General features: G+C 55.3%; 17 protein-coding genes and 1 tRNA gene. 9 read left to right on the top strand and 9 right to left on the bottom strand.

Annotation, left to right across the window (positions count from 1 at the left end):
• Position 1 precedes the first annotated feature (1 nt).
• From proB to ACR0K5_RS06490, 8 genes are all read right to left on the bottom strand, one after another.
• Positions 2 to 1,108, bottom strand: a complete 1,107-nt coding sequence (gene proB, locus ACR0K5_RS06525; protein ID WP_480628902.1) for a glutamate 5-kinase — start codon at positions 1,106 to 1,108, stop codon at positions 2 to 4.
• On the bottom strand, positions 1,096 to 2,130 hold the full coding sequence (obgE, locus tag ACR0K5_RS06520; protein WP_480628901.1) for a GTPase ObgE: 1,035 nt from the start codon (positions 2,128 to 2,130) through the stop codon (positions 1,096 to 1,098). Before obgE ends, proB begins: the two co-directional genes overlap by 13 nt.
• 37 nt (positions 2,131 to 2,167) lie before the next feature.
• Positions 2,168 to 2,704: a GNAT family N-acetyltransferase gene (locus ACR0K5_RS06515; RefSeq protein WP_480628900.1), complete on the bottom strand. Its 537-nt coding sequence runs from the start codon at positions 2,702 to 2,704 to the stop codon at positions 2,168 to 2,170.
• The gene (locus ACR0K5_RS06510; RefSeq protein WP_480628899.1) at positions 2,701 to 3,309 is read right to left on the bottom strand and encodes a LysE family translocator; all 609 of its coding nucleotides are present in this window, start codon (positions 3,307 to 3,309) and stop codon (positions 2,701 to 2,703) included. The genes ACR0K5_RS06515 and ACR0K5_RS06510 overlap by 4 nt, the downstream gene beginning before the upstream one ends.
• Positions 3,310 to 3,404: 95 nt before the next feature.
• A complete protein-coding gene (rpmA, locus tag ACR0K5_RS06505) occupies positions 3,405 to 3,674 on the bottom strand; it encodes a 50S ribosomal protein L27 (RefSeq protein WP_039535512.1) in 270 nt (89 codons plus the stop codon).
• Between the two features lie 11 nt (positions 3,675 to 3,685).
• On the bottom strand, positions 3,686 to 4,297 hold the full coding sequence (locus ACR0K5_RS06500; RefSeq protein ID WP_480628898.1) for a 50S ribosomal protein L21: 612 nt from the start codon (positions 4,295 to 4,297) through the stop codon (positions 3,686 to 3,688).
• A 207-nt stretch (positions 4,298 to 4,504) separates the two neighbouring features.
• A complete protein-coding gene (locus tag ACR0K5_RS06495; RefSeq protein ID WP_480628897.1) occupies positions 4,505 to 5,305 on the bottom strand; it encodes a DUF2059 domain-containing protein in 801 nt (266 codons plus the stop codon).
• Positions 5,305 to 6,147 carry a DUF2059 domain-containing protein gene (locus ACR0K5_RS06490; RefSeq protein WP_480628896.1) on the bottom strand — a complete coding sequence of 281 codons (843 nt, stop codon included), beginning with the start codon at positions 6,145 to 6,147 and terminating at the stop codon, positions 5,305 to 5,307. Before ACR0K5_RS06490 ends, ACR0K5_RS06495 begins: the two co-directional genes overlap by 1 nt.
• Positions 6,148 to 6,270: 123 nt before the next feature.
• Between ACR0K5_RS06490 and ACR0K5_RS06485 the strand changes: the two genes are divergently transcribed.
• A tRNA-Ser gene (locus ACR0K5_RS06485) sits at positions 6,271 to 6,360 on the top strand.
• A 208-nt stretch (positions 6,361 to 6,568) separates the two neighbouring features.
• Here the strand turns inward: ACR0K5_RS06485 and ACR0K5_RS06480 are convergent.
• Positions 6,569 to 7,135: a cupin domain-containing protein gene (locus ACR0K5_RS06480; protein WP_480628895.1), complete on the bottom strand. Its 567-nt coding sequence runs from the start codon at positions 7,133 to 7,135 to the stop codon at positions 6,569 to 6,571.
• Between the two features lie 171 nt (positions 7,136 to 7,306).
• Between ACR0K5_RS06480 and aptA the strand changes: the two genes are divergently transcribed.
• The 8 genes from aptA (at position 7,307) to ACR0K5_RS06440 (ending at position 15,950) form a co-directional block, all read left to right on the top strand.
• Entirely contained in the window at positions 7,307 to 8,602 is a 1,296-nt protein-coding gene (aptA, locus tag ACR0K5_RS06475; RefSeq protein WP_480628894.1) for an omega-aminotransferase AptA, read from the top strand.
• Between the two features lie 34 nt (positions 8,603 to 8,636).
• On the top strand, positions 8,637 to 10,148 hold the full coding sequence (locus ACR0K5_RS06470) for a CoA-acylating methylmalonate-semialdehyde dehydrogenase (protein ID WP_480628893.1): 1,512 nt from the start codon (positions 8,637 to 8,639) through the stop codon (positions 10,146 to 10,148).
• Between the two features lie 25 nt (positions 10,149 to 10,173).
• A complete protein-coding gene (ald, locus tag ACR0K5_RS06465) occupies positions 10,174 to 11,283 on the top strand; it encodes an alanine dehydrogenase (protein ID WP_480628892.1) in 1,110 nt (369 codons plus the stop codon).
• A 72-nt stretch (positions 11,284 to 11,355) separates the two neighbouring features.
• Positions 11,356 to 12,366 (top strand): TRAP transporter substrate-binding protein DctP, encoded by a 1,011-nt coding sequence (dctP, locus tag ACR0K5_RS06460; protein WP_480628891.1) that lies wholly within the window; start codon positions 11,356 to 11,358, stop codon positions 12,364 to 12,366.
• 68 nt (positions 12,367 to 12,434) lie between these two features.
• Positions 12,435 to 13,049, top strand: coding sequence for a TRAP transporter small permease (locus ACR0K5_RS06455; protein ID WP_480628890.1), 615 nt, complete (start codon positions 12,435 to 12,437; stop codon positions 13,047 to 13,049).
• A complete protein-coding gene (locus ACR0K5_RS06450; RefSeq protein WP_480628889.1) occupies positions 13,046 to 14,338 on the top strand; it encodes a TRAP transporter large permease in 1,293 nt (430 codons plus the stop codon). The genes ACR0K5_RS06455 and ACR0K5_RS06450 overlap by 4 nt, the downstream gene beginning before the upstream one ends.
• A 145-nt stretch (positions 14,339 to 14,483) precedes the next feature.
• Entirely contained in the window at positions 14,484 to 14,900 is a 417-nt protein-coding gene (locus ACR0K5_RS06445) for a universal stress protein (RefSeq protein WP_480628888.1), read from the top strand.
• A gap of 492 nt (positions 14,901 to 15,392) precedes the next feature.
• A complete protein-coding gene (locus ACR0K5_RS06440) occupies positions 15,393 to 15,950 on the top strand; it encodes a hypothetical protein (RefSeq protein WP_480628887.1) in 558 nt (185 codons plus the stop codon).
• The last annotated feature ends 153 nt before the right edge of the window (positions 15,951 to 16,103 follow it).

Genomic DNA, 16,103 nt, shown 5'->3' with positions numbered 1-16,103 from the left:
GTTACAGGGCCAAATCATCACGGTGGATCAAGGCTGCGCGGCCGGGATAGCCCAGCGTCGCCTCGATCTCAGAAGACTTACGCCCCTTGATCGCGTCAGCCTCCTGAGCGGTGTAACGGCTGATCCCCTGTGCCAGCCGACGAGCTTTGGGATCAAGGATCGCAACGGGATCGCCGCGCCCGAAATCGCCGGTCACTTCGACAATACCTGCAGGCAGCAGGCTTTTACCATTGGCCAGCGCGTTGGCAGCCCCTTCATCAACGGTTATCTCACCGCGAGGCTTCATTGCAGAAATCCAACGCTTGCGTGCTGCGTGCGGGTCCAATGTTGCTGTAAACCACGTTGAGTTCGCACCATTCTCCAACGTTTTCAGCGGGTTCAAAACCGACCCTTCAGTGATTGCCATCGCACATCCGCCTGCGGTAGCCATCTGGGCCGCCAGAAGCTTAGTCTTCATTCCACCCTTTGACAGACCAGAGCCTGCATCGCCCGCCATAGCTTCGATTTCGGGCGTGATCCTATCGATGGTTTCGAACCGTGTAGCCGATGTATCTTCGTTTGGGTTGCCGGAATAGAACCCGTCCACATCTGACAGTAGGATCAGTTGGTCGGCCCCAACCGTCACGGCAATCTGAGCCGCCAGCCGGTCATTGTCACCATATCGGATCTCGTCCGTTGCCACTGTATCGTTTTCGTTGACTATTGGCACAACACCAAGGCTAAGCAAAGTTTCCAACGTCGCGCGCGAATTCAGATAACGCCGACGGTCTTCACTATCTTCCAAGGTCACAAGAACCTGAGCCGTAGTGATTTCATGAGGCGTTAAAGCTTCCTCATACGCCCGTGCCAAACGAATTTGTCCTACGGCAGCCGCAGCCTGCGACTTCTCCAAAGGCAAAGCCGCCGCCGGCAGGCCCAGAACACCGCGCCCTAACGCAATCGACCCAGAAGAGACCAGAATAACATCCGTCCCCTGCCCTTTGAGCCAGGCCACATCCTGTGCCAGCGAGTGCAGCCAGTCGGACCGAAGCAAACCGGTTTCCCGATCGACCAGCAGAGCCGAGCCGATTTTGACGACCAGGCGGCGTGCTGACGTCAGGGTTGCCAAGGCTGTGCCTCCTCGGCGGGTTTCTGGCGGACGCGATTGTCGTCGATCTGACCGCGCAACGCCCGCAGAACTTCGGTCACACCCTGATGCGCAACACCCGACATGGTCATGACAGGGCCGCCAACGGCCTCTTCCAATTCGGCCTTGGCCAGGTCGCGTTCCTCATCATCCAGTGCATCGACCTTGTTCAGAACGGTGATCCGAGGCTTTTCGGCCAGTTCGCCGCCATAGGCTTCAAGCTCGTGAATGATCGTACGATAGTCTTCAGCCACAGAGGCCGAGGTGCCATCGACCAGATGCAGAAGAACGGCACAGCGTTCGACATGGCCGAGGAAACGATCACCAATGCCGCGCCCTTCATGCGCACCTTCAATCAGGCCGGGGATGTCGGCCACGACAAATTCGACGTTGTCTACGCCGACTACACCCAGATTTGGGTGCAATGTGGTGAAAGGGTAATCTGCGATCTTGGGGCGCGCGTTAGATGTGGCCGCCAGGAACGTTGACTTGCCGGCGTTTGGCATGCCCAGCAATCCCACATCGGCGATCAGCTTTAGCCGCAGCCAGATGGTGCGATCAATTCCCGCCTGCCCGGGATTTGCTCGGCGCGGAGCCTGATTGGTGGCGGATTTGAAATGCAGGTTGCCAAACCCGCCATTGCCGCCCTTGGCCAACAAAACCCGTTGTCCAACCTCGGTCAGGTCGCAGATGACGGTTTCTTCGTCTTCGTCCAGAATCTCAGTGCCGACAGGCACGCGCAGGACAATGTCATTACCATCCTTGCCGGTACGTTGCTGGCCCCTGCCCGGCTGGCCGTTCTTGGCAAAGAAATGCTGCTGATAACGAAAGTCGATCAGGGTGTTCAGCCCGTCCACGACCTCGGCCCAGACAGACCCGCCCTTACCGCCGTCCCCGCCATCAGGGCCGCCGTATTCGATGTATTTTTCGCGTCGGAAGCTGACGCAGCCGCTACCGCCGGCCCCGGACCGGATGTAGACCTTTGCAAGATCGAGAAATTTCATGTGTGTCCCCTACTGCAAAGGCCCCATCGGCCACAAGTCAGAGTTTTTTGCTGTACGTCCAGGTGGGCACATTCGCATCACGTGCCACCGAATAGCTTTCTGCATCACCCAGATACTGGAACCCGCAATGCGTCAGAACCCGCGCCGAGGCCGGATTGTCCTGAAATACGCTGGCGAACATGGTCGCGTTTTCCAGCGGGTTGGCATTGACCAGGGCCTCGACAGCCATAGAGGCAATGCCCGTATTCCAATAGATCGGCGCAACCCAATAGCCGACTTCGGACTGATTACGATCCAGCCGTTTCAGCGTGATCAGACCAATCAATTCCGGCCCGCCATCTTTGATGGCGTCCATAACCCAGACATCCTCGTCCCGGTCTTCAGCCATTGAACGGGTCACAAAGGCCTCGGTCGATCCGGGGGCCAACGGATGCGCGATACTGGTCGTCATGCGCGCCACACGCTCATCACCGGCATAATGCTCGATCAGCCCCATATCCGACCGACGCAACGGGCGCAGATCGAACCGCTCGGTTTCGATGACCGGCTGATTTATTATTGTTTCAAGCTTCATTGGTGTGTTCCTCCTCCGAACAACACGAAAAGTACGGACGCGACTGTAAGGCCCGCCAACGTCCACATCAGATATTTTTCAACTGGCCGTCCTTCAACCGCATGGGCAATTCTATCGCCCGCAAAAGTCCAGATTGGATGAAGAACCACCTGACAAAACAACAAACAGAGAGCGATCGTAATCGTCGCTTCAAAACTGGGTGTTCCCGCCGCCACAAACCCGGTGAACCCGGCGATGATCATGGCCCAGGCTTTTGGGTTGAGCGGATGAACAATCAAACCGGCCAGAAAGCCAGGGGCTTTCCCGTCAGCCTGTTGCCGCGACAGCCGCGTGTTGGCAATTTTCCACGCCAACCACATGATATAGGCCGCCGATGCGTATTTCAGCACCGAAAACACCACAGGTGCCTGATCGGCGAGATGCAGCAAACCAAAGCCAACAGGCCAAATGATCAGCTGCTTCCCAAGAATAACGCCCCCGACAAAAGGTAACGCCGCCCGAAAGCCATAGCGCGCACCCGTTCCCAGCAGGACCATGTTGGCCGGTCCCGGCGTGCCGACCTGGCTGGCGGCAAAAATCAGGAAGCTGGTGGTTGCGACTGTCATCGGTTTATTCGATCACGACTGCGTTAAAACGAAAAAGGGACCGGCACTTTGTGCCGGTCCCCCATGAATTTTTCTTAAAACTTCTGGGTTTCGGCTTACTCTGCGGCCTCCGCCACTGGCAGGACCGAAATGAAGGTGCGGTTTTTAAGTCCCTTGTGGAACTTCACGGCGCCGTCGGTGGTTGCAAAGATGGTGTGATCTTTGCCCATACCTACGCCTTCGCCCGGCCAGAACTTGGTGCCGCGCTGACGCACGATGATGTTTCCTGCGATGGCGGCCTGGCCACCGTACAGTTTTACGCCAAGGCGACGACCAGCTGAGTCGCGACCGTTACGGGAGGAACCGCCAGCTTTTTTATGTGCCATTCTCTCTCTCCTTAGCCTTTCGCCAGTTCTTTGGCCTGCTCAACCCATTCGGGTTTCACTTTGACGGTGTCGATAGCAGCAATCTGCTCGTCCGACAAGGCGGCCAGAGCGGCAAAGCTCTCGATACCGGCCTCGGCCAGCTTTTTGGCAGCGGCAGGGCCGACACCGTTCAGCTGGGTCAGATCGTCAGCGGCAGCAGCGGCGGGTGCCTCCGCCTTGGCTTCAGCTTTCTTGGCGGGCTTCGCAGCAGGTGCCGCTTCGCCAGCCGGAGCCGAACCAGTTGCAGCTTTGATGCCCGACTTGTCAGCGCCCGACGCAAGAATGTCGGTGATCTTGACCAGAGTCAGTTTCTGACGGTGGCCAACGGTACGCTTCGAGCTGTGCTTACGACGGCGCTTGACGAACTTGATGACTTTGTCACCTTTGACCTGTTCGATCACTTCGGCCTGAACGCCTGCGCCTTCGACGAACGGTGCGCCAACAACCGGAGCGTCACCGCCCAGCATCAGAACATCGTTAAATTGAACTTTTTCACCTGCGTCGGCAGCCAGTTTTTCAACGCGGAGCACGTCGCCCGCCTGAACTTTGTACTGCTTGCCGCCAGTCTTGAGGACCGCAAACATGCGTCTTTCCTTTTCATATCCGCGTTCTGTGGTCCCCGATTGGGCGTTTTTGGCCTAAGCCACCTCGAACAGCGCGCCCTTTTCGGGCTGTGTGAATGACCTTTGGAAACTCCTAAGGGTCAAATAATAACGATACCCGGCGCGGAAGACCGGCCGGGATGCGCGCTTATCCATAGATTGCCGGGAAAAGTCAACACCAAAGCGATGTCAAAGATCAGACGCTCTGAGCGTCTGAGCAACCGCCCGCCCCAACCGGAACGAGATATCATTGAACATGCGGTCAAAACCAACGAACAACGCCTCATTCAGTGCGCGACCCGTCTCGGTTCTGGAAAACGCGATGTTCTCGCGCATCTGAGCCTCATCCAAGGGGCGATAGGCCATCAGTAGAAACGAATAAAGCCACGCTTCGGTTTCCGCTGTGCGGCTTTCTTTCTGAGACAGAAGCTCGGCCAGCAATTCCTGATCGTCGCTTTGTGCGTCAACGTCGAGACCCCGAAAGAAGTTGTAATCTGAACTCAGGGCGCCCTGAACGTTCTTTTCAATCAGGTCGTTGGCCTGAATATACTCATCGACCAACTCGAAACGTGTCGAGTTACGTTCCACGGAGTCGTACGCTTCAAGGGCCATGTCTTCTATGGCTTGGTCCGACATCGCCTGCCGGGCCGAGTTTTCCAGCGCCACGATCGTCTGCCCAAGATCGCTTTCGAAAAACAAGATCGCCTGGTCAAGCTGCACATGAGTCAGACCCGCCTCAAATGCATCCGTCAGATGTGTTTGCATCCAAAGCGGGTCGTAAATGTCCTTGACCTGCGCTTCAAAAAACGCGCCACCGGTATTGTCCAATAACGTATCGTCCAGCTCTTCGCGATGCCCCTGCCCTTCTTGCACAAGGATTTCCATCACCTGCGGCAAGTGCATGGCTTGCGCCAGCCGGTCGACCCTTTGATCGGCCTGCAAGGGCAATCCCCACAGAACAAGCGAAATCGCCAGAAAAACGCGCCGCATCAAATATCCTGTGCAGGATGCAACTCTGCCATTCGGGCGGCAAGAACTTCGAACCGCATCGCCATGATTTCGTACTGAATTGCGTTCAGCAATTCATACACTTCCTGCATCAAAGGTTGTTCCAGCGCTTCGACATAGGAATCGACGTCTGCATCGGAAAAATCCTGATAGGTATACGCCGCGCCTGCAAGGCTGGACAGTTGGAGCGACTGGCGCATCCCGGCTTCGTTCCGCTTCATCAAAGCACGCAACTCATCCGCATCCAGCTGCAACTCGATGACACCCGATGCACTGGCTGCCAGAAGGAAACGCAGCTGAATCTCTTGCAGGGCCCGTACTGCCGTTCCGGTAGAGTCGATGGCATTATTCATGCGTTTGAAGCTTTCGACCCGTTGCGATCCGCCCTTGATCAGGTCCGAAACGATCCTTTGGCCTTCCAATTGCTTGGCTTCATCGTCCTCATGCATATGCGAGGCGTTTTCAGCCTCTACCAGACGCTGACCCAGATCCGACGCATAGAAATCAACCGCATGCGTCAGGGCCTCCTCGCTCAGAGTTTTTTCGAGGATGGAAACTGCAGTCTCGTGCATGGCCTCAACCTCGAAAACCTCATCTGCCAGACGGGTCCAGTCCGAGCCGAATCCCTCGGGATCGAGTCCCAACATCTGTGGGGCTGACCGCGAGCTCAGCGCGATGCTTTCAAGGGCTACGTCAAACCCTGTTGTGGTCAGAAAAGCCTCAATCCGATCCCGGTTGGCGGCGGAAAGTTCCAACGGGATCAGAACAAGCGCAAAAAGCGGGGCCAGAAACCAAAAGGCAAAGCGGCGTGCATGCTGTGTCATACTTATCAGACTAGGAGTTTTACGTCTGCAGGCAACGGAAAATCCTGGCTTTCGCAAATTCCAGAATTTTCTGCTTGCACCCCTGCCCGTTCCTCACTAAATCCCCCCCTCACAGACCCCCGCGGAGAGGTGCCGGAGTGGTCGAACGGGGCGGTCTCGAAAACCGTTGTGGGTGCAAGCCCACCCAGGGTTCGAATCCCTGTCTCTCCGCCACTAACTATCAGAAAATTTGCGTAATTTAGGTTGGTGGACCCCGTGCGTGGGACATCGGGTGTATGACACCTGCATATTAAACACGCCAAACTTACAATATGCTCAAATAGTCCGGTATTCGACATGATCGCTGTTTCTGTAGCGACCAGAAGGTGCTCTTGTCTGTTATATTAAGAGAGCGACCCGCACACAGAGACTTTGCAATGATTCAAAACGACGATGGAGTACATGCGCTGATTACCTTGCATGGCGTGTCCCCGGCATTCCGAAATCTGTGCGGCAGAATACTCGAAAAATAATAGGCATCTCCCGGACCCAGCACCCGGGATTGCCCGTCAACCGTGACTTCCAGCCGCCCTTCTATCACAACGGCACATTCCTCGCCTTCGTGAGACAGCTCCGCTCGTCCCGAGTCGGCACCTACTTCATACTCCTCAATTAACATCTGCAGCTTCCTGTCTCGGCGCTCACCTGCAACCAACAAATAAGAAACCCCGGGCGACCCAAGATCGCGCATGCTGCCGTGGGGAAAATAGAAGCTGTCTTCGTTTTTGAGTTCAAAACTGAAAAAGAAACCAAGATTGATATCAACGCCCGCGAGGATTTTCTTGAGCAAAGCTACGGAGGGCTGGGTCGATCCGCTTTCGATTTGAGAAATAGTCCCGCTACCAACTCCGGCGCGCTTTGCCATCTCGCGCTGACTCAGCCCTTTCGAAGTTCGAATCAATCGCAATCGTCTTGCCGTTTCCAGATCAGATGTCGAAGAGTCACCCATCGTGATTTCCTGCTTTTGATCGAAAGCACTTTAGGAGGGCCGGGTCTGTTTTTCAATGACTTACAGAAACCCATAAAGCCGGGTGTGCGGAAGGCCTGAACTCTGCAAGGATTTGGCACCAAATGAAAATCTGCTTCACGAGGATTAGACGTGCTCGATCAACCCAACACAATGTCATCGTTTTGGATGCCGTTTTCGGCCAATCGCGATTTCCTTCGCGAGCCCCGCATGATCCAATCTGCTGAGGGGATGTATTACACCAGTTCCGATGGTCGCAAGATCATGGATGGTACCGCCGGGCTGTGGTGCGTCAACGCGGGCCACCGCGATCCACTGATCGTTGAAGCAGTGCAGAAACAGGTGCACGAGCTGGACTATGCTCCGAACTTTCAGTTCTCCCACCCTCAGGCGTTTGAGTTGTCGGCAAAGCTTACTGCGATGATGCCTGAGGGATTGAACCACGCCTTCTTTACCAACTCGGGGTCCGAATCCGTTGATACGGCTCTCAAGATTGCACTGCATTACCACCGGATGCGCGGTGATGGGGCACGGACACGCCTGATCGGGCGCGAGCGTGGGTATCATGGTACGGGCTTCGGCGGTATTTCGGTAGGCGGCATCGTGAAGAACCGCATGCATTTCGGCACGCTTCTCACCGGTGTCGATCACCTTCGCCACACCCATGATTTGGACAGAAACGCGTTCTCACGCGGCTGCCCGCAACACGGTGCTGAACTGGCGGATGATCTGGAGCGGTTGGTTGCCCTGCATGACGCTTCCACCATTGCGGCGGTGATCGTCGAGCCGATGGCCGGATCCACCGGGGTGCTTCTGCCGCCAAAAGGGTACTTGAAGCGGCTACGCGAAATCTGTGACCGCCATGGCATTTTGCTGATCTTCGATGAGGTCATTACCGCGTTCGGCCGGTTGGGCACGGCAACGGCCTCGGATTATTTCGAGGTCAAACCCGACATCATCACCACCGCCAAAGGTCTGACCAACGGCGTTATCCCGATGGGTGCGGTCATTGTATCCGATAAAATCTATGACTCGGCCATGGAAAACGCCGACGCGCCGATCGAGCTGTTCCACGGCTATACGTATTCAGCCAATCCGGTGTCCTGTGCCGCGGCGCTGGCGGCCTTGGAAAGCTACAAGCAAAATGATCTGTTCCGCCGCGCGGCACTGTTGTCGCAACCCTGGGAAGATCAGTTACACAGCCTCAAAGGTCTGCCGAATGTAATTGACATTCGAAACCTGGGCCTTGTCGGCGCAATCGAGCTTGCACCACGCGACGGAGAACCGGGCGCAAGAGGCTATGATGCAATGAAACGGGCATGGGACGCCGGAATAATGATCCGGGTCACAGGTGACATCATCGCCCTGTCGCCACCGTTGATCATCTCGGAACCTGAAATAACGAAACTGTGTCGAACACTTGGAGAGGTATTGGCTGACCTGCCATAACCCCTGACCGCGAACCCCAAAAAGGACTGACATCATGAAAGATGCTTCCCCGATCGCTTTGATCGGCCACTACATTAATGGCCAAATCACTGTAACGTCCGGCGAAAAAACTCAACCGGTCTTCAACCCGGCAACCGGTGCTCAAACCGGTGAGGTGTCGCTGGCGACTGTACAGACAGTTGACGATGCGGTTGCCGCTGCCAAAGCGGCGTTTCCCAAGTGGTCGAATACGCCACCAATCCGCCGCGCCCGCCTGATGAACAATTTCCTGGCATTGGTGCGCGAGCACAAGGACGAATTGGCCCGCGCCATCACGGTTGAGCATGGCAAGGTGTTCACCGACGCCCAAGGCGAAGTTGAGCGCGGTATTGACATCATCGAGTTTGCCTGCGGCATTCCGCAACTCCTCAAGGGCGATTATACAGAGCAAGTCTCTACGGGTATGGACAATTGGACAACGCGCCAGGCTTTGGGCGTTGTGGCTGGGATTACTCCCTTCAACTTCCCGGTCATGGTTCCGATGTGGATGTTCCCGATCGCCATCGCCGCAGGCAATACCTTTATCCTGAAGCCGTCGCCGACCGACCCGTCAGCCTCCCTGTTGTACGCGGACCTGATGCAAAAAGCCGGTTTCCCCGATGGCGTGTTCAACGTGGTTCAGGGCGACAAGGTTGCCGTGGATGCGTTGCTGGAAAATGACGACGTAAAAGCCGTGTCTTTCGTCGGTTCGACGCCGATCGCCAACTACATCTACGAGGTCGGTGCGCGTCACGGCAAGCGCGTTCAGGCCCTTGGCGGTGCAAAGAACCACATGCTGGTTATGCCGGACGCCGATATGGGCAAGGCAGCCGACGCACTGATCGGCGCAGCCTATGGATCGGCTGGTGAACGCTGCATGGCGATCTCGGTTGCCCTGCTGGTTGGTGATGCCGCCGACAAGCTGATGCCTGTCCTGAAAGAGCGCGCCGAATCCTTGAAGGTCAAGAATGGCCTTGAGCTGGACGCCGAGATGGGCCCGATCGTGACGGCCGCTGCACGGGACCGGATCACGGGCTACATCGACTCTGGTGTCGAAGAAGGGGCCGAGCTTCTGGTGGATGGCCGCGATTACATCGTCGAGGATCACGAGGAAGGTTACTTCCTCGGCGGCACTCTGTTCGACAATGTCACGCCCGATATGAAGATCTACAAAGAAGAGATCTTTGGTCCGGTCTTGTCTTGTGTTCGCGTCTCAAGCTTCGCTGAAGGTCTGCAACTGATCAACGACCACGAGTTCGGCAACGGCGTGTCGCTGTTCACTCGTGACGGAAACGTTGCTCGTGAGTTCGGCAAGCAGGTTCAGGTCGGCATGGTCGGCGTCAACGTTCCGATCCCGGTCCCGATGGCATGGCATGGCTTTGGCGGCTGGAAGAAGAGCCTGTTCGGCGACATGCACGCCTATGGCGAAGAAGGTGTTCGTTTTTACACCAAGCAGAAATCCATCATGCAGCGCTGGCCCGAAAGTATCTCGGAAGGTGCTGAGTTCGTCATGCCAACAGCGAAGTGATCATCTGACCCAAGGAGTGAAGAACATGTTCATTGGTGTTCCCAAGGAAATCAAGAACCACGAATACCGCGTTGGCCTGACACCGGAAAGCGTCGCGGAACTGGTCTCGCACGGTCACAATGTCGTTGTGGAAACCAATGCCGGTGTTGGCATTGGGGCGGACGACGATGCGTATCGTGCCGCTGGCGCCGAGATTGCAGAAACCGCTGCCGACATCTTTGCCAACGCGGAAATGATCGTGAAAGTAAAGGAACCTCAGGCCGTTGAACGCGCTATGCTGCGCGAAGGTCAGATCCTATACACCTATCTGCACCTGGCTCCCGATCCGGAGCAGACCAGGGATCTCGTCAGCTCTGGCGCGGTTTGCATCGCCTATGAAACCGTGACCGACGACAATGGCGGCTTGCCATTGCTGAAACCGATGAGCCAGGTTGCTGGTCGCATGTCGATTCAGGCCGGTGCCAGCGCATTGGAAAAAGCCAAGGGTGGTCTGGGTGTGCTGTTGGGCGGTGTGCCCGGTGTGAAGCCCGGCAAGGTCGTCGTCATCGGCGGCGGCGTGGTCGGGTTCAACGCGGCACAAATGGCTGTCGGTCTGCATGCGGACGTAACTATACTGGACCGCAACCCCGCGGTTCTTGAGAAGCTGGAGAACCATTTCGAGGCGTCGGCCAAGGTTGTCTATTCGACCAAAGCCGCCCTGGAAGAAGAAGTGACCAACGCCGATCTGGTTGTTGGCGCGGTTCTGATCCCGGGTGCTGCTGCACCCAAGCTGGTCACACGCGAACTGATTTCAAAAATGAAACCCGGTGCGGTCGTCGTGGACGTGGCGATCGATCAGGGCGGCTGCTTTGAAACGTCCAAAGCCACCACTCACGCAGAGCCCACGTATGTTGTCGATGATGTGGTTCATTACTGTGTCGCCAACATGCCGGGCGCAGTCGCCCGAACTTCGACCTACGCACTGAACAACGTCACGCTGCCCCACGCTCTGGCCATTGCCAATCACGGCTGGAAGCAGGCGCTGGCGGACAATCGTCACCTGATGAATGGCCTGAACGTGGCCCATGGCAAGGTGACATACAAGGCTGTGGCCGACGACCTCGGATACGAGTTCGTTGCCCCGGAACTTTGCTGACATCAGCAAATCAACGCCCGCTCCAGCATGCCGCTGGGCGGGCGTTACTCGTCAACAAGGAGGAGATACCCGATGAGTTTCAATAAGTTCACAAAAGGGATGGCGTTTGGCGCATTGAGCGTTTTGATGTCGACCGCTGCTATTGCGGAAGACATGACACTGCGCTTTGCCGGCGTATTCCCGATCGATCATCAGGGCACAAAAATGATGCAGCAGGTTGCAGATGATGTCGCAGCTGCAGACGTCGGCCTGAAGGTCGAAGTGTTCCCGGCGAACCAGCTTGGGTCCGGTGAGGCGCTGTTCGAAGACGTCGCACGCGGCAATATCGATCTGGCCTCGGCCTTTATCTATGCCGACACTGATCCGCGTCTTGAGTTTCTGTCCATGCCGTTCCTGCTGGGCGGTTGGGATGACATGGAAAGCACTCTGCTCAACATGGATTCCGAGTTTAACACCATCCTGCAAGAGATCACCGATGAATACGGTGTCCGCGTGATGGCGCAGAACCCTGAAGGCTTCATCGGGATTGTTGCCTCGCAGGAGCCCGACAATTGGAACACCTTTGACAACAAAGGCATGAACATTCGTGTTTGGTCGTCCAGCGTTGTGAAATCAATGGTAGAAGAGCTGGGTTACCAGGCGACGACAATGGCTTGGGGCGACATTTTCCCGGCACTTCAGGCTGGTATCGTTGACGGCGCGATCTGCTGCACCAAGACGGCCACCTATTCCATCTTCGCCAAGTCGGACGTTGGCACGCACTTTGTCGAATACAATTCGATTTCGGAACTGACAACATTCTACGCGTCGCAACGAACACTCGACAAGTTGAATGACGAACAGCGTGAAGCGCTGCAGACTGCCATGTCCAAAGCCTCTCAAGACTTCTTTGCTTACAACCGCGAGAATGACGAAGTCTTCGGTCAGAAACTGCTGGATAAGGGTTACACCATCCTGCGTCTGAGCGATGAAGAACAAGCTGCAATGGCCGCTCATGTTCAAGAAACGGTCTGGCCCGCGATGGCACAAAATGTCGGTCAGGACATCATCGACCGCCTGCTGGCAGCTAAAGAACAGCAATAATCTTAACGACAGGGCCAGCTAATAAGCTGGCCCTTTTGGTCTTTAGCTCAACAAAGGGAGGGAGAAAGATGTCTAGCACTGAAGCTGAACGTCCGTTGGTCGTTGAAATCGCGGAAAAGAAAAGTTCGCAAAAGATTACTGACGAGTTGCCGGTCGTAATTGGGTATCCCCTGAAAGCAGTGGCTTTTGTCATGAGGCAGATCGTCATGTTCGCCGGTTTCCTGATGGCATTCACGTTTGGGGCCGTCGTTGTCATCCGGTATGGATTTGGTGGCGATCTTTTCGCCTATGAAGAATGGCTTCTTGGCATCAGCATCATAGGCTTTTTTGCAGGTGCTGTTCTGGCCTCTGCGCGTAACCTGCACATCAACGCGGACATTCTTGGCATTGTGATCCAAAACCCCCGGTTGATCTGGTGGCGCGGCTTTGTCGTCCTGACCGTCGAGATCCTGGTGATCCTGTTTCTCATGTATGCCTGTTACGTTTCGCTACTTGATGACTTCTCATTCCCGCGACTGCGCGCAACGCCAGTGCTGCGCATTCCATTTGTCACCTGGCGAATTGCAATCATGATTGCCTTTGGCTTCATGGCGACGTTCACGGCGGCATATTTGTACGTGCATATCCGCAAGGGGCTCGGTCTGCCCCTGAGATCAGAAATGCAAAAAGGAGAAGCCCAATGATCATCGGAGGAAGTCTCTTTATTGTCTGCTTTATGCTGCTGCTGGGCGTTAGCGTATATGTGGCATTCGGATCGGTTTTGATCTTCATCGCCATTGTCGGAGATCAATCCATCACCGGCTATTTGCCGACCGGCTCTACAGGGATTCGCTCGCTGGTGCTTCTGGCGATTCCGCTGTTCATGATCGCTGGTGGCATCATGGAAAAAGGCAAAATTGCCGCACCGCTCGTCTCGCTGGCTGAAATGTTTATAGGTCATGTTAAAGGCGGACTGAGCGCTGCGGGCGTCTTGGCCTGCGGTGTATTTGGTTCCATTTCCGGAAGCGCGAACGCGACGCTGACCTGTATTGGCGGCATCATGATGCCTCATCTGAAAAAAGCGAACTATCCGGGCGGGCAGTCGGCTGCACTGATCGTTGCAGCAAGTCCATTGGGCCTGCTGATCCCGCCCAGTTCGTCACACATTCTATATGGCTGGGTTGCACAGCAACACGTGTTGAAATGCTTCCTGTCGACAGTCATTCCAGCGATCATTCTGATCACTTTGTTGATCATTACCAACCAGTTCATGCTGCGGAAATATGACAATATCGACCTGACAGAGCGCCCAAAGCCGTTTCTTCCGACGTTTGGCCGTCAGGCACGCTTGGCAGGTCCGGCTCTGATGATGCCGCTGATCATTCTGGGTGGTATCTACGGCGGGGTCATGACCCCAACCGAAGCAGCCGGTATCGCCGTTGTCTACTCGATCCCGATCGCGATTTACTTCTACCGTGGGCTGACCTGGAAAACGCTGGCCCAGACAATCCAGAACTCTGGCGTTACCATTGGTGTGGTCATGGTCATGATCTTCATGGTTCTGATCGTGTCGGACAACCTGATCTCGCAGGGCGCACCTCAGCTGGCCAAGGATTTGGTCTATTCCGTGTCGGACAATCCGGTTGTGATCCTTCTGATGATCAACGTCGTGATGATCCTGATCGGAATGCTGATGGACGATATTTCAGGTCTGCTACTGGCGACGCCGATCCTGCTGCCCATTGCCCAGAGCACTGGCATGGATCCGATCCATTTTGCGGCTGTGATTGGTGTGAATCTGGGTATGGCCAATATTACTCCTCCTACAGCACCCCTGCTCTATCTTGGCGCTCAGGTTTGTGACGAACCGGTGTCGCGTATGCTCTGGCCAACGTTGGTATTCATTGTATTCGCCTGGTTGCCGACACTGATGCTTACAACTTTTGTACCAGAGTTGGCTTTGTTCTTGCCGGACCTTTTGCTGGGTAGGTAACAAAGGAAAAGTGCAAAAGTACCAGGCGAAACACCAAAGAGCGCACCCCTATCTGTCGACCGGGGTGCGTGAGAGCTCTTTCAAAGACGAACTTTGAGAGACAAATTTACAGCAAAAAACGGACACCTGCAGTCAGAGGTTGGAAATGTACAATAATATCTTAGTGGCTCTATCTCTTGAGCACGGCATCAGTGAACACGCGCTTGCAGCGGCACGAGCCCTTGTATCGGAAGGTGGAAAAATCACTGCTGCGCATATTCATGAACCACCAAACAGACAAATTATGTACTATATGGATGAAGGGATTGCCGAAAAATCTCTCGAAAAAGCAAAGGCGCGCTTATCCGAACGATTGCAAGATGAACCCGAGGTGTCTTCTGTTCTGATCGAGAGCCAATCAGCTGGCCGGGCAATCACCGAATACGCCAATAAACATGGTATCGACTGTATCGTTCTCGCTTCGCACAAACCCGGAATGAAGGAGTTCTTTCTGGGATCAACTGCAGCTCTCGTCGTTCGCCACGCTCAATGTTCAGTGCATGTTCTTCGTCTTCAAAGCTGACTTTTACACTAAGTCGGTACGAATTCGATCATGAGCCCGGTCTTCAGACGCTGCGGTTATGCGATACCACTCCGACTGCGCGCACAGGCAGTCACGGACTGGATCGCCACCGTCGGCGCGAAGACTACCCACGTCAAACCAGAGCTACTGGAGCCAAACTCTTTGAAAAACGGAAGGAAACGATTTCGATAGCCGACAAGGGAGCTAGCTTATCCGGGGTTCGATTCCCTGTCTCTACTCCTCAATCACATGTTGAACTGTGGGCCAGCCAGAGATTTGCCATGGTTTGATCCAGTCGCTGCCTGTTCGCGGCGGATCGCTGCCAAGACCGGGTGTGAAACCTTTGTGCAGGCGTGTTCTTGCCGCGTTGCAAAGGCGCAATGAGCGTAGCCCGGCTTATACTCTATTCTGCTGAGAATTCTTGGGAATTCCCCTTTGTGCATGAGTTATTTTTAGCGCATCCCGGCGACACAATTTCCAAAGGAGACAAACATGTCGCGTACTCTCATTCTTGCTATCGTCATCGCCGCCATTGGTGCCGGCGGATATTATTACCTGAATCAACCCGAGCCCACACCGGCTGAACGTTTGGAATCCGCGGCAGAAGAAGCAGCTGATGCAGTGACCGACGCGGCTTCATCTGCTCAGGAAACGGCCTCTGAGGCGGTTGACGCAGCAACAGAGCAAGCCGCCGAAGCTGCATCATCATTGGCAGATCAAGCAACAGAAGCGGCCTCCTCAGTAGCAGATCAGGCAAGCGAAGCGGCTTCATCCGTTGCGGATCAGGCCACTGACGCGGCGCAACAGGCAGGCGATCAGGTGGCCGCGCTGGCCGGTCAGGGTCAGGAATTGCTGACTTCGTGGATTCAGGAAGGCAAGCTGGACCCCACCAATTTCGACTATGAAGGAATTATGACATCCCTTCAGGAAAGCACTCTTGCGACCGATCTGAAAGATCAGGCGATCAAGATTGTGAATGACATCAAGGACTCGCCCGAAACTATTGTTCAGAAAATTCAGGAACTGACCAACCTGTTGACCCAACAGTAAAAAAGGCATGAGGCCGACCCTCGGGTCGGCCTCAGCCCGAAAGCGTACTTGCGTTTCCCTGACGTTATAACCTAGTCGAATTGACCTCTTACGCGGCTTTTGATTGGCTGAGACAGACAAACAGCCAGCACCTTGTCCGATTGACGTGAAGCT

Source organism: Ruegeria sp. AB9 (genome assembly GCF_056542585.1).
This window is presented reverse-complemented; position numbering and strand designations above follow the sequence as displayed.

Excerpts from the sequence above, each read along its gene's own strand:
- obgE (WP_480628901.1), bottom strand. The coding sequence starts at position 2,130 with ATGAAATTTCTCGATCTTGCAAAGGTCTACATCCGGTCCGGGGCCGGC.
- ACR0K5_RS06515 (WP_480628900.1), bottom strand. The coding sequence starts at position 2,704 with ATGAAGCTTGAAACAATAATAAATCAGCCGGTCATCGAAACCGAGCGG.
- ACR0K5_RS06510 (WP_480628899.1), bottom strand. The coding sequence starts at position 3,309 with ATGACAGTCGCAACCACCAGCTTCCTGATTTTTGCCGCCAGCCAGGTC.
- rpmA (WP_039535512.1), bottom strand. The coding sequence starts at position 3,674 with ATGGCACATAAAAAAGCTGGCGGTTCCTCCCGTAACGGTCGCGACTCA.
- ACR0K5_RS06500 (WP_480628898.1), bottom strand. The coding sequence starts at position 4,297 with ATGTTTGCGGTCCTCAAGACTGGCGGCAAGCAGTACAAAGTTCAGGCG.
- ACR0K5_RS06495 (WP_480628897.1), bottom strand. The coding sequence starts at position 5,305 with ATGCGGCGCGTTTTTCTGGCGATTTCGCTTGTTCTGTGGGGATTGCCC.
- ACR0K5_RS06490 (WP_480628896.1), bottom strand. The coding sequence starts at position 6,147 with ATGACACAGCATGCACGCCGCTTTGCCTTTTGGTTTCTGGCCCCGCTT.
- ACR0K5_RS06480 (WP_480628895.1), bottom strand. The coding sequence starts at position 7,135 with ATGGGTGACTCTTCGACATCTGATCTGGAAACGGCAAGACGATTGCGA.
- aptA (WP_480628894.1), top strand. The coding sequence starts at position 7,307 with ATGTCATCGTTTTGGATGCCGTTTTCGGCCAATCGCGATTTCCTTCGC.
- ACR0K5_RS06470 (WP_480628893.1), top strand. The coding sequence starts at position 8,637 with ATGAAAGATGCTTCCCCGATCGCTTTGATCGGCCACTACATTAATGGC.
- ald (WP_480628892.1), top strand. The coding sequence starts at position 10,174 with ATGTTCATTGGTGTTCCCAAGGAAATCAAGAACCACGAATACCGCGTT.
- dctP (WP_480628891.1), top strand. The coding sequence starts at position 11,356 with ATGAGTTTCAATAAGTTCACAAAAGGGATGGCGTTTGGCGCATTGAGC.
- ACR0K5_RS06455 (WP_480628890.1), top strand. The coding sequence starts at position 12,435 with ATGTCTAGCACTGAAGCTGAACGTCCGTTGGTCGTTGAAATCGCGGAA.
- ACR0K5_RS06450 (WP_480628889.1), top strand. The coding sequence starts at position 13,046 with ATGATCATCGGAGGAAGTCTCTTTATTGTCTGCTTTATGCTGCTGCTG.
- ACR0K5_RS06445 (WP_480628888.1), top strand. The coding sequence starts at position 14,484 with ATGTACAATAATATCTTAGTGGCTCTATCTCTTGAGCACGGCATCAGT.
- ACR0K5_RS06440 (WP_480628887.1), top strand. The coding sequence starts at position 15,393 with ATGTCGCGTACTCTCATTCTTGCTATCGTCATCGCCGCCATTGGTGCC.